10 protein-coding genes are annotated in these 13480 nt (G+C 43.3%); 2 read left to right on the forward strand and 8 right to left on the reverse strand.

Annotation, left to right across the window (positions count from 1 at the left end):
* Positions 1-153 precede the first annotated feature (153 nt).
* Positions 154-2271 (reverse strand): TonB-dependent siderophore receptor, encoded by a 2118-nt coding sequence (locus BCT49_RS10720; RefSeq protein WP_102435196.1) that lies wholly within the window; start codon positions 2269-2271, stop codon positions 154-156.
* Positions 2272-2827: 556 nt separating this feature from the next.
* Here BCT49_RS10720 and BCT49_RS10725 point away from each other — a divergent pair.
* The gene (locus BCT49_RS10725) at positions 2828-4132 is read left to right on the forward strand and encodes a dicarboxylate/amino acid:cation symporter (protein ID WP_102435197.1); all 1305 of its coding nucleotides are present in this window, start codon (positions 2828-2830) and stop codon (positions 4130-4132) included.
* Positions 4133-4356: 224 nt separating this feature from the next.
* Here BCT49_RS10725 and BCT49_RS10730 read toward each other — a convergent pair whose 3' ends face one another.
* From BCT49_RS10730 to BCT49_RS10740, 3 genes are all read right to left on the reverse strand, one after another.
* Entirely contained in the window at positions 4357-5742 is a 1386-nt protein-coding gene (locus BCT49_RS10730; RefSeq protein ID WP_102435198.1) for a sensor histidine kinase, read from the reverse strand.
* Positions 5739-6404, reverse strand: a complete 666-nt coding sequence (locus BCT49_RS10735) for a response regulator transcription factor (RefSeq protein ID WP_017104767.1) — start codon at positions 6402-6404, stop codon at positions 5739-5741. Before BCT49_RS10735 ends, BCT49_RS10730 begins: the two co-directional genes overlap by 4 nt.
* Before the next feature lie 80 nt (positions 6405-6484).
* Positions 6485-6958, reverse strand: coding sequence for an NYN domain-containing protein (locus BCT49_RS10740; protein ID WP_017076007.1), 474 nt, complete (start codon positions 6956-6958; stop codon positions 6485-6487).
* A 175-nt stretch (positions 6959-7133) separates the two neighbouring features.
* Here BCT49_RS10740 and BCT49_RS10745 point away from each other — a divergent pair, with 175 nt between their 5' ends.
* Positions 7134-7685, forward strand: a complete 552-nt coding sequence (locus BCT49_RS10745) for a DUF4174 domain-containing protein (protein WP_102435199.1) — start codon at positions 7134-7136, stop codon at positions 7683-7685.
* Positions 7686-7815: 130 nt separating this feature from the next.
* Here the strand turns inward: BCT49_RS10745 and cobA are convergent, their stop codons facing one another.
* The 4 genes from cobA to nirB all read right to left on the reverse strand — a co-directional run bounded on the left by cobA (position 7816) and on the right by nirB (position 12719).
* On the reverse strand, positions 7816-8586 hold the full coding sequence (gene cobA / locus BCT49_RS10750) for a uroporphyrinogen-III C-methyltransferase (protein WP_102435200.1): 771 nt from the start codon (positions 8584-8586) through the stop codon (positions 7816-7818).
* Positions 8587-8882: 296 nt separating this feature from the next.
* Entirely contained in the window at positions 8883-9698 is an 816-nt protein-coding gene (locus BCT49_RS10755; RefSeq protein WP_017109568.1) for a formate/nitrite transporter family protein, read from the reverse strand.
* Positions 9699-9821: 123 nt separating this feature from the next.
* Positions 9822-10145: a nitrite reductase small subunit NirD gene (gene nirD / locus BCT49_RS10760; protein WP_004731122.1), complete on the reverse strand. Its 324-nt coding sequence runs from the start codon at positions 10143-10145 to the stop codon at positions 9822-9824.
* A gap of 15 nt (positions 10146-10160) precedes the next feature.
* On the reverse strand, positions 10161-12719 hold the full coding sequence (gene nirB, locus BCT49_RS10765) for a nitrite reductase large subunit NirB (RefSeq protein WP_102435201.1): 2559 nt from the start codon (positions 12717-12719) through the stop codon (positions 10161-10163).
* Between the last annotated feature and the right edge of the window lie 761 nt (positions 12720-13480).

Here is a 13480-nt window from a genome sequence, read left to right on the forward strand (position 1 = left end):
AAGGTCAAATGAATTTTATTGATAAGCAGTCTCATTATCATTAAAAGTCACTCACATTACTAGGGATATTTTACGAAATAGCAGAATCACGAAAGGGGAAAGCCGAAACTTTCCCCTTAGTATTTATGCTAGTAATAGTACCCTACTAACAAATTAGTATTTTACCTGTAAAGTCGCCATGTAGTTACGACCTTCGCCAACAACGACGCTGCTTGTGCTGCCACCTTCAAGGTAGTCAGTATCAAACAAGTTCTCTACGTTGAAACGTGCAACAAAATCTAGGTTTTCGTCATATTTCATTGTATGTGCGATACCCATGTCTACACGAGTGTAAGCATCTTTTTTGAATGTGTTTGCGTCTTCAGTGTAACGCTCACCTACATGGTAAACACCTAGGTTTACATCAGTACCGTTATTGAACGAGTAAGTAGACCAAATGCTGGCTGTAAACTCTGGCACATCTGCTGGAGTTTTGCCTTCAAGTGCAGGATCATTTTGATATTCAGCATCCAAGAACATAGTCGATGCACTCAATGAGAACGCTTCAGTCATATAACCAGTAGCCGACAGTTCTACACCAGTATGAACTTGTTCACCAACTTGGCTTGTGCGTGTCTCTTTGCCGTTATTACTTGCTGGATCTAGATCTTCAGTCACTTGCATGTTCGATTGAGTAATCTGGAACAATGCTCCTGATACAAACAAACGCTCATCAAACAGTTCCCATTTAGAACCTAGCTCGTAAAGTGTACCTTTCTTAGCATCTTGAGACTGACCAAAGTTCACGTCATCTTGGTCTGTAATTTCACCAACAGGTTCGAAGCTTTCAGAGTAAACCGCGTAAATCGAACCGTTTGAAGCCGGAGAGTAAATCACGCCAAACTTAGGAAGAATGTTGTTATAGCTCTCTTCTTGATTAGAGCTGCTCGTCGTTTTGTCGTAAGCGAAACGTACGCCACCAAGCACTTGCCATTGTTCAGTAAGCGTTACTAGATCTTGAACGTAAAGACCGTAGTGTTGGCTTTCAGAATGAGACACTTCATTGTCGTTCTTGTAGCTAACGTTAGAAGGCATATCAAAACCGTTACCACATGCAGCGGCAGCTTCTGCTTCTGTTGCGTTAACACATGTGTAGCCAGAGTCGTATAAGCGCTCGTAGTCGTAATGTAGGCCATTCACGCCAACAAGTAGACGGTGATTAACACCAAGTGCATCAAAGTCACCAGTAAAGTCTACGTAAGCCGTGTCAAACGTCCATTCATCGTGACGGTCTGATATCTTGTAGCCGTAACCGCCGCTCTTGTCGCTATATACTGTGTTGTTTGATTCTGTACGTTGACGCTCATAGAACTGACGGCTGATACCTGTCTTTACAGACCAAGCTTCGTTCAAGTTAGCTGTTACAGATGCACCGTAGTTTGCAACGTCGTTGTCCGTTTGAGCAAAACGTTGGTCATTAACCGTGTTAGGGTCGATAACTTTACCAGTAGAAGTATCGATTTTAGAACCGTTATCTAAGTCGCCCTCTTCAATGGTTCGGTCGTAGTGAACAGACAACATGATGTCTTCGTTAATATCGTAATCAACAAATAGGCCACCGACAAAGCGGTCAGTCTCTACATCAGTGCCATCAAAGCGGGTACGGTAAGAGTCTTGGTTTTCTTGTGAAACAATAAGACGAGCACGTAAAGTTTGGTCATCATTCAATGAACCACTTACATCTGCTGTAGTACGTGTGTAGCTATCAGAACCAATATCTTGGCTTACGTTGACTTGAGTTTCGTATGTTGGCTTCTTAGAAACCATGTTAACAAGACCGCCAGGTGCTGATTTTCCGTAAAGCAGACCTGCTGGGCCTTTCAATACTTCAACGCGTTCTAAAAGTTCTACCGGTTGACGGTAATGAGACCAGTGTTGAACGCCGTCACGTAAGTAACCAGAGCTACTGTCTAAATCAAAACCACGAAGAGTAAAACGCTCACGGTTAGTTGACTTAGAACCAGCACCAACAGATGCGTCGTTTTTAAGAACTTCACCTAACGTGCTAGCACGCTGTTCATCGATGATTTGTTCATCGATTACTGAAACTTGTCCCGGAGTCTCTAATTGAGTCGCCTCCATGCGCATTGCTGTTGTGTTTGTGTCGGCCTTGTAACCGTAGTCACGACCTTCAACAACCATGTGCTCGTCTGTTTTTACTGTTTCTGCCAATACTGCTGGTGAAGCTAATACTGCGCCGATCACTAAAGCCAATGGGCTCTTTGAAAACATGTCCTTTACTCCGCTTTATTCTTTTATTCGAGCACTTTTTATTTATTCGATGTGCTCGTTGAACCGTTTCCGGTACCACTGAATCATTTCGGGAGAGAATATAAGTGATAATTATTACCATTTGCATTAAATTTACATTCTTTGCATTCGTAAAGTTTTGTAAAGGCCTACCAACAAGTCGTTTCTTGAAATTCATTAAAGCCAATTTAATACAGACAGTTAACGCATATTTACGTCAAAAACTGGCTATCTGAGTTAAATCTTTTGAAACAGCGATATTGGTTCGGTCAATTTAACAAGAGAGGATTGATAAGAAAACTGTCTTATCTTATTTACTACCTTTGAAACGACGGATTTATGTATAAAACCCTCGATAAATGTAAATGAATGGTGAATTATTTTGTTTTTATTTGTTTAATTTACACAATTATCAGTGATTGTGATCACATCTATAATTTCAAACTCATTTTTTGTTTTTCGATTTGATTAACCGACTGCTAATCTCCCGCTCACTTTGAAAAGGTATCAAAGTTATAAATAATAAGGAGTGTTCTAAATGAATACCAAGAAACCTATGTCGCTAACTGGTCGAGTTATCCTCGGTATGGTCGTGGGCATATTGACGGGATTTGCCATTCAATCCCTTTTTGCAGACAACGGATTTGTTAACAACTACATCGTTAATGGACTCTTTGAAGTAGGCGGACAGATTTTTGTCGCCAGTTTAAAAATGCTTGTTGTACCTCTAGTCTTCGTTTCACTAGTGTGCGGTACGAGCTCTCTTAAAGATTTATCAACTCTTGGCCGTATGGGTGGCAAAACGCTTGCACTTTATATCGGTACTACAGCCGTTGCTATCACTCTAGCACTTACTATCGGTAACCTGTTCCAACCTGGAGCTGGTGCGGATCTTACTGCTGCGAGCTCTTTCAAATCAGCTGATGCCCCTTCTTTGGGCCAAGTAATCATCGACATGTTCCCAACCAACCCTATTCAGGCGATGGCTGAGGGCAAAACGCTGCAAGTTATCGTATTTGCTGTGTTGTTTGGTATTGCAATCAGTGCAGCGGGTAAACCTGGCGAGCGTATCGCAGCGGTTTTCTCTGACTTGAACGAAGTGATCATGAAGCTTGTTGCTCTTCTGATGAACCTTGCACCTTACGGTGTGTTCTTTTTGATGGCAAAGCTGTTCTCTGGCCTTGGTTTAAGCGCAATTTGGAACCTAGCTGAATACTTCTTAGTGCTTGCTGGTACCCTACTTCTACACGGTTTGGTTACCTACAGTGCGATGCTTAAAGGATTCACAGGCCTAAGCCCGATTACGTTCTTACGTAAGATGGAAGATGCAATCATGTTTGCGTTTTCAACTGCCTCTTCGAACGCAACGATTCCAGTGACAATGGAAACGGCTAAAAACCGCATGGGCGTAGACAACAAAGTCGCTTCGTTCACAGTACCACTAGGTGCAACAGTCAACATGGACGGTACTGCTATCATGCAAGGTGTTGCGACTGCGTTTATCGCACAAGCTTACAACATCGACCTGACTATGGGTGATTACCTAATGGTTATCCTAACAGCGACATTGGCGTCTGTTGGTACTGCAGGTGTTCCAGGTGTTGGTCTTGTTATGCTAGCGATGGTATTGAACCAAGTTGGTCTACCGCTTGAAGGTATTGCTCTAATCATGGGTGTTGACCGCCTTCTTGATATGATTCGTACCGCTGTAAACATTACAGGTGATAGTGCCGTAACTATCATCGTTGCTAAGTCTGAAGGTTCTCTTGATGAGTCTCGCTTCAATGACCCGGCAGCTGGTGAGAAAGAAGAAGAAGTTAAGCTAGCACGCCAACAGGCATAATCTGGCTTCTCTGTTGCTCTTACCTTCAAGCTGAGGCGTAATTAATGGCTATGCCTTAGCTGATAATGAAAAGCGTATAAACAAAAACGCCACTGCATCTGCAGTGGCGTTTTTTATTGGGCTATATTTCTAAGCTATATTACTTAGTTATATTTCTAAGCAATGTTTCTCAGCACGCTTTCAGTCATCGTTATCTATGGAGCACGACAGATAACAACAGGAATCTAATCGGCGATTGGGAACATAAGGTTCACTCTAAGCCCCCCACCATCTCTATTCTCAGCAGTAACCTGCCCATTCATCACAACCATCGCTTCTTTAACAATCGCAAGGCCTAGGCCATAGCCACCAGACTGTTTATCACGCGCTGACTCTATGCGAGTAAATGGGTCGAAGATACCTGCAATCTTGTTATCAGGAATACCATCACCGTCATCTTCCACAGATATGACACTGTAACGTTTATCTGTTAACAATTCGTAAGTCGTCACGACAACATGAGCATTCTCACCGGCGTATTTAATTGCGTTACCAACCAGATTACCAATCACCCTGAGAAGCAACCTCTCATCAACATGAACCATTAATGTCGGCGTCTCTAAATCGCCCACTAAGGTTTGATTTGGCTTTAAGTCGTTTTGCATCTGCGCAATGAGCATCGAACAATAATGCTCAAGATGCATCAAGCTTAACTTGGAGTCATAACGAGACGTTTCTAGGCGGCTGAATTCAAGGATTTCTCCCACCAGCTTATTCATCTCTTCCGTTTCGCTTTCCATTCGCTCAAGTAGCCCAATGCCCTTATCATCCACTTTGCTGCGCAAAAGGTGTAAGGCGAGGTTCTGCCTTGCTAGTGGGGTTCTAAGCTCATGAGAGACATCACGAATCAAACGACGCTGCTTTTCAGCCAGAGACTTAATCTCAACCGTCATATGATCAAAATCATGAGCAAGTTCGTTGAATTCACGCGTGGTAGAATCGAGCTCAGACACAACACTCACCGAGAAGTCTCCTTGCGCCAACCTTCGACTTGCCTCCCTTAAACGATCCAGAGGCTGCTGCAGGCTTTTCGCCATAATAATGGAGAACAGCGACAACACGACCAATGCAATCAGGGCTTTCAACATATAAGAATAAGGTGCAAAAGATTTAGCCGGATGAAACTGATGCGGCAGTTGAATCACTAACGTGTTGCCATTATTCAGTGGTAAACCGAAGATAGGCTTACTGACACGATCGCTCAGTTGATGATCTAAGGTGCGCAGGTACTTGAGCTTGAATTCAAAGTGCGGATGCATGTGTCGATGAGTAATTGGTCGATTGTTTTCATCAATAACAAACAGATAGTAGCCTTGAGCATTTCCCCAATCGGCTAACTCATCCATATCCCCTTCTTCGATCAACACGTTTGCTTGATAGGCAAGGTCGAGCATTTCGGCTTTAACGGATTCTGGTACCTTCAACAAGGCCTTCATCAATGCTCGTTCTGCGACACCTTGAAGGATTAATATGCTGACCAAAATCACCGTCAGGTAGCTGAATAATTGGAAAGTTAAGCCATCCTTACGCTTGGCAATAAAATCAGGGCAACGCAGCAGTTTTCGGCTCATACCCCTACCGACTCTAGGTAACTATAACCTTTACCACGAACGGTTTTGATGTGTTGCTTAGACAAGCCAGCTTGAACAAGCTTTCGTCGTATATTGCTGATATGCATATCTAAATTACGATCGAAAGGACAAAGTTCTTTCTTCAAGACATGGATTTGAAGGTCAGATTTAGATACAACAATCCCATCGTTTTTGACCAAATAATCAAGCAGATCTTTTTCAGTGCCAGTTAACGGTAAACGAGAGAGTTGTTCACACAAACCATGATTAGATGAAGCTAAAGACTGCCTCTGACGCTCAAAACCAACGCGGCGCAAGATCACCTTAATGCGGGTCAGCAATTCAGGAACGTTAAAAGGCTTGGCGATGTATTGGTCCGCACCCGCTTGATATCCGTCGAGCATCGAGGCATCGTCGTTCAGGGCAGTTAGCATAAGAATTGGAGTAGCAAATCGCTGGCAAATTCGCCTAGCAACTTGAATACCGCTGAGGTTAGGTAGCATTACATCTAGTAACACTAAATCAACAGGGTGAGACTGAATGAACTCAAGCGCAGACTCACCACAATGAACGGTATCAACGTGATACCCTTCATTTTCTAAGACTTCGCCCAACAATTCACATAACTGAATATCATCATCAACAACTAAAACGCGCGACATCATACAAACCAATAAATAGTAATAGTTTGCATTCTAATTATCGTTATTATTGATTTCAATTATAAAATACGAGATTTCTCTTAAAGTAAGAAATCTTTTTCAATCGGTACAAATTTTGACGCAGAATCGATAAGATTTTGAGCAGTTAATCCCGGAACACCATACACTTCAACAGGCTTACCAAAACGCTCCTTGATTCGCTCGACAAGGATTTCAAAATCGCCATCGCCAGATACCAAAACAATCTTATCAACCGTCTCAGCAAGCTCTATCGCATCTAACGCGATACCGACATCCCAATCCCCTTTTGCGCTGCCATCTCTACGCTGAATAAACGGTTTTAACTTTACATTAAAGCCAACACCGCGAAGGATATGGTGGAATTGACGCTGTTTAGGATCTTGGCTAGAAATCGCGTAAGCATTGGCTGCAACCACGTTACGCCCTTCCGTGGCAACATACCAAAACTGGTTATAGTCGAAGTTAGAACGGTATTTGTCGCGCGTTGTGTAGTAAACGTTCTGAACGTCGACCAAAATTGCTATGTTTTCCATAAATTCATACCTTTAGATTTTCCGTATACCCTATTCTATTCAACTCTAAAATGCGAGCCGCTTTCTTTAATAAAAATGAACTCATTAGCTATGCTTAACGTAGCTACTATTATCTTCATGTAATTGTTTTTAGCTTAACTCAGAGCTTGTTTGAGTTTATCAAGGAAGGTGGAACATGCAGTACCGACACATCATTAGATCATGCTTTGGCAGCGACACCAATGGTTCAATGTTGCCACGTTGCTGTGCAGCATTAGCCAACGCATTATCCAAATCACTGAAAACTCTATTAACAAGCGCGATCATATTTATGATTCTGTCAGTCAACTCGTTAAACGCCTACCCAGCCTATTCCCATTCCAAATTACTCCCCCATCGCAGTGTGATCTATTTCGCACCAACGGAAGACTCTGTCGTTAAAGCGTTTCTCAATGAAGTACTGATAAACAACTGTCAATTGGATGAACGTGATGTGGTCGTAATGGTAATAGCAGAGAGTGGCTATACCGTACCGACATGGCTTGATGAAGAATTTAATCTAGAAGCAGTAACCAGCATCTATGAGATACAGAAAGGGTCGCATACCGCTGTTTTAATAGGTAAAGACGGGCAAGAGAAGCACAGATGGAGCGGAAAAACAGATTGGAACCTTATCACTAACCTGATTGATGAGATGCCGATGCGTAAACAAGAGATGCAGCGACAAGGCAGCCGCTGCAGTATTTAGTCTTCAGATTGAAGTAAGACGCAGTTTGTTAAGCTAAAGCTATTCGTTCTTACCAACACTGTTTGATAAACCAACGCTATTTATTAAGACAGCGTTACTTGATAAGAAAGAGCTACTCAATAACAGAAAGCTACTTGTTAAACCAAGCGAGCTTTTCATGCAGCTGGGCAACGCTACCGACAACGATAAGTGCTGGGCTTTTTGCGACACTCGCAAGATTGGCTAGGTCACTCAAACCGCCTCGGAACACTTTCTGTTCTTGGCGCGTCCCATTTTCAATAATCGCAACGGGCATGTCTGCTCGCATACCGTTATCAAGCAAGTTTTTCTGAATGTTCGGGCTCTCTTTCAGTCCCATGTAGAACACAATCGTGTGGTTGTGCTGAGCAAGCGAACGCCAATCAATATCTTCACCGTCTTTTTTTAGATGACCAGTAATGAATTGAACGCTTTGTGCGTGATCTCGATGTGTAAGCGGAATACCCGCGTAAGCGGTCGCGCCTGCAGCTGCCGTGATACCAGGTACCACTTCAAACTTCACACCATTTTCAGCCAGAGTTTCACACTCTTCACCACCACGACCAAAGATAAATGAGTCACCACCTTTAAGGCGAACAACATGCTTATTTTCTTGCGCTTTAGTCACGAGAAGTTGGTTAATCTGATCTTGTGGTACACAGTGGTGGTCGAGCTTTTTCCCCACATACAGCATTTCTGCATCTGAGTTAGCCATTGCCAAGATATCTTTAGATACTAAGCGGTCATAAACGACCACATCAGCCTGTTGAATAACACGTGCCGCTTTTAGGGTAAGTAAGTCTGGGTCACCAGGGCCCGCGCCTACTAATGAAACCAATCCTTTGGTTACTTCTTTAACATTCGATGACGATACTTCTGACATGCTGTGCTCCGAAGGTTTGCTTGTTTTATCTCAAGCTTCAATCTATGTGATAAGTCACTGTATTCATGATGACTTATCCAAATCCTTAACCCTTAGACTATCAGGTGTTGAATTAAATATTCAGTCTAAATACTAACGAAGATAGAAGTAATTATAACAAAACAATCTATTGCAGGTATTTTGCCCAATCTCAATCAACGCATTGATGACGTTTAAGGCGTTCGAACTAAAAAAGCCCCAAACATGTTGTTGGGGCTTTCAATCTCATACTAAATTACGTTTCACCGTATTCAGAATTACTTAGCACCTAGAGAAGGAGCGGTTCTAGCGTGTGTTAGGAACAAAGGAACACATGTTAAGAAAAGACCACCAACGATGTTACCTAGGATTGTAGGGATAAGGTTGAAGTTCAACCATGTCGCGATACCGAAATCAGCGCCTAGAATCATACCCAGTGGGAATAGGAACATGTTTACTACTGTATGCTCAAATACTAGTGCGAAGAAGATGAAGATTGGGAACCACATCATTGCTACACGACCAGACACAGTACGTGCTGTCATGTTACCAATCACGCCTAGACATACCATTAGGTTACAGAAGATACCGCGTACGAAACACGTGATCCATCCGTCCATACCCATGTTTTCAAAACCTAAGCTACGAGCTGTAGAAACCGCAATGAACTTTTGTGCTACTGCGTTTGGATCTAAAGAGAAGTTACCCGTTAGTGAGATAGCAACCAGTACCGCAACGATTAGAGAACCGATAAGGTTACCAAGGCCAACAATGCCCCAACAACGTAGAACACGACCCCAAGTCACACCTGGGCGGTTATCGAATTTCGCTAAAGGTGCAAGGCCAAATACGCCCGTTACTAGGTCGTAGCCCATTACACTTAGAATCACGAAGCCTACTGGGAACACAAGAGCGCCAACAATACCAATGCCTGTTTGCACGATAGTCGTGATTGCCACAACTACAGCAAGAGAAAGAATGATACCTGCCATTGTGCTTCGAATCAGAAGATCACGAGTACTCGTTTTCGTTTTCGCTTCACCCACATCGATCATCGTTTGAACGAATTCAGCTGGTTTAAAATCAGGAGACATAAGGTTGTCCTTAAAAAGTTAAAATTAAAAGTTAAAATCGGATAGGAAAAGGCTCTAGTTGCCAAGCTAAGGCAATGTCGGGAACTAGAACCCTTGAACTATCAAATCTTGTTACGTATTCGATTATGCTGAGATTTCAACAGCACCTTTGGTAATACGAGCTTTATACGCTTTCACGCTGAAGTTCTCGTCTTCCATACACACACCTGTTGCTAGGTTAAAGCGTTGCTTCTTAAGTGGACTCGCCACCCAAAGCTCACCTTTGTGCTCAACCGTTAAACCGCGAGATAATACGTTTGATTGGAAAAACGGGTCAGTATTACTAATAGCAAACACTTCTTCGGCTTTAGTTGGGCGGAAAATAGCAACTTGCTCACCACCAACCAATGCACAAACACCGGTACCTGGAATAATATCTTCGATCTTACAAACTTTGGTAAATGCCATGATGTCGTCTCCCAATTAAACCAGTTCAACGTGAAGGATGTCGCCCTTCGCTTCTGGGTGTTTTTCTGTAAATGTTGCTGGGCGGTGTTGTTCACGGCCATCGTTAACAAACACAACGTTTTCATCACGGTCATCAGCATTGATGAAGTGTGAGAAGCGCTTAAGTTGAGCTTCGTCGTTGATAGTGTCAGTCCACTCACAAGCAAAGTTACCCACTAGGCCAGCTACGTCAGCTTCAAGCTGATCGTTGATGCCAAGTTTATTATCAACAATCACTTCACGTAGGTAGTCAACGCCGCCTTCTAGGTTGTCCATCCATACCGAAGTACGTTGTAGTGGCGCAGCCGTGCGAATGTAGAACATCATGAAACGGTCGATATATTTCAGCAGTGTTTCTTGGTCTAGGTCGCTTGCCAGTAGGTCTGCGTGACGAGGCTTCATACCACCGTTACCACACACGTACATGTTCCAACCAGCGTCTGTTGCGATGATACCCAAATCTTTACCTTGAGCTTCAGCACACTCACGAGTACAGCCAGACACACCAAACTTCATCTTATGAGGAGTACGAATACCTTTGTAACGGTTCTCGATCATCACGCCTAGGCCAACTGAATCTTGAACGCCGTAACGACACCAAGTTGAACCGACACATGTCTTAGCCATACGAAGGGCTTTTGCGTAAGCTTGACCCGTTTCGTAACCTGCAGCGATTAACTTCTTCCAGATTGCTGGTAAGTCATCTTTTTGAGCACCGAACAGACCGATACGTTGTGCACCTGTAATCTTCGTATATAGATTGTATTCAGCCGCAACATCCGCAAGAACGCTAAGTGCTTGAGGTGTTACTTCACCACCCGCCATACGAGGGATAACTGAGTAAGTACCGTCTTTTTGGATGTTACCTAGGAAGTTATCGTTGGTATCGTGCAGTTTTACTAGTTCAGGCTTAAGGATGTGTTCACCCCAGCAAGAAGCAAGAATAGAACCCGCTAATGGCTTACAGATTTCACAACCGTAGCCTTTGCCGTACTTCTCTAGTAACTCATCGAATGTTTTGATTTCTTCGATGCGGATTAGGTGGAAAAGCTCTTGGCGAGAGTAAGCAAAGTGCTCACAAACGTCGTTCTTCACTTCCACACCCGCTTTAGCAAGTTCAGCGTTTAGCACTGAAGTCACAAGAGGAATACAACCACCACAACCTGTGCCTGCGCCAGTGACTGCTTTGATATCACCGATGGTGTGGTGACCTTCAGCAACCGCTTGAGCGATCTTGCCTTTCGTTACATCGAAGCAAGAACAGATAACAGCAGTTTCCGGTAAAGAATCCGCGCCAAGTGTTGGCTTCTCTGCACCCGCGTGAGCAGGAAGAATCAATGCATCTGGGTGTTCTGGCAGGTCGATTTCATTCAGCATTAGCTGTAGAAGGTCGCCATAGTCAGATGTGTCACCGACCATTACCGCACCAAGCAGCTTCTTGTTATCTTCAGAAACGATAATGCGCTTGTAAACTTCAGACTCTTCGTTTTGGTAAACGTAGCTCTTACAACCCGGAGTACGACCATTTGCGTCACCGATAGAACCTACTTTCACGCCAAGAAGCTTCAGCTTCGCTGACATGTCAGCACCTTCAAATGTGCTTTCGTTACCAACAACGTGGTCAACAGCAACGGTCGCCATTTTGTAACCAGGAGCAACAAGGCCGTAGAACGTTTGGTTCCAAGACGCACACTCACCGATTGCGTACACATCTTTGTCTGTCGTTTGACAGTGATCGTTAATCTCGATGCCGCCACGAGGTGCAATACCTAGGCCCATTTGACGAGCAAGTTTGTCTTGTGGGCGAATACCAGCAGAGAATACGATGAAATCAGTTTCTAGCTCAGTTCCGTCTGCAAAACGCATCACGTTACGAGCTTCAGTGCCTTCAGGAGCAATTTCTAGCGTGTTTTTGCTTGTATGAACGTTTACGCCCATACGTTCGATTTTTTGACGAAGTTGGTTACCACCCGCTTGGTCAAGCTGCTCAGCCATTAGCTTAGGAGCGAACTCAACAACGTGTGTGGTTACGCCAAGTGCTTTAAGTGCGCCTGCCGCTTCAAGGCCAAGTAGACCACCACCAACAACAACACCAGATTTTGAGTTCTTAGCGGTTGCTTCAATCGCTTTCAAGTCTTCGATTGTGCGGTAAACGAAACAGTCTTTACCTTCGTGACCTTTGATTGGTGGAACGAATGGGAAAGAGCCGGTTGCAAGAACAAGCTTGTCGTATTGAATTTCACGACCTGTGCTTGAGTAAACAGTCTTTTTCTCACGGTTAACGTTAATCGCACGTTCGCCGATCAGCATATTGATGCCGTGTTTCTCGTAGAAGCCTTCTTTAACTAAAGAAAGTTCGTCCGCAGTATGGTGTGAAAAATAAGAAGAAAGGTGTACACGGTCATAGGCTACGCGAGGCTCTTCACAGAACACCGTGATGTCCATGTTAGCAACATCTGTCTTCTCGACTAAATCTTCGATATAGCGATGGCCTACCATCCCGTTACCGATTACGACTAGCTTCATCTTGCTCATAAGAATTCCTGAAGGTTATATATTTCTTAACTGCACGAATAATGAATTATGAAAGAAAATGAAAATATGATGTAAATCAATTACGAAATCGAACTACCCAAAAGGGGTAGGACAAAAGAGGTAGAAGTGGTCAATTTTGAAGCAAAGCAAACGAATAACCGTAGGTTTTATAAGGCTTAGAGGCGGTTTATATACAATTTCACGCAGTACGAGGTGTGTTGTAATATTTCACAATAGACTAGCAACAACGTAAGTAAATGACAATTATTTTCATTTGCAGGCATGGGAAGTGTAAGAACTCATGAAAGCGTTACAGGTTCATGAGTAACTATGTATAAATGTGAAGAACTTAATGACTAAAAACACAGTCAGATTACTCGTCGAAGTGTCTGTTTTGTTCACAAACATCACACCTGATTAACAGTAAGCTTGGCAGACTCGTAAATGGAAAGGTTTGATTTAAGTTTTATCTCAAAACCAGCCCTCACTCCGATCCACGCATCCAGAGTTTTTAAACAGCTAGGAAAGTAACAAAGCCATTAGACCGATTAGGAACTAAGGAACTAAGGAACTAAGGAACTAAGGAACTAAAGAACTAAAGAATTAGGGAGCTTAGAATGTCGATAGCAGACAGTATACGTCAGCAGTTTCAAGGAATCGTGAGGATATGGAATTTCAGATAGCAAAAAGGCCAGCATTTCTGCTGGCCTTTCAACTTTGAATTGTGGAGGCGCCTCCCGGAGTCGAACCGAGGTCCACGG

Origin of the sequence: Vibrio lentus (assembly GCF_002875945.1) — a bacterium.
GTDB classification, from domain to species: Bacteria; Pseudomonadota; Gammaproteobacteria; order Enterobacterales; family Vibrionaceae; genus Vibrio; species Vibrio apostichopi.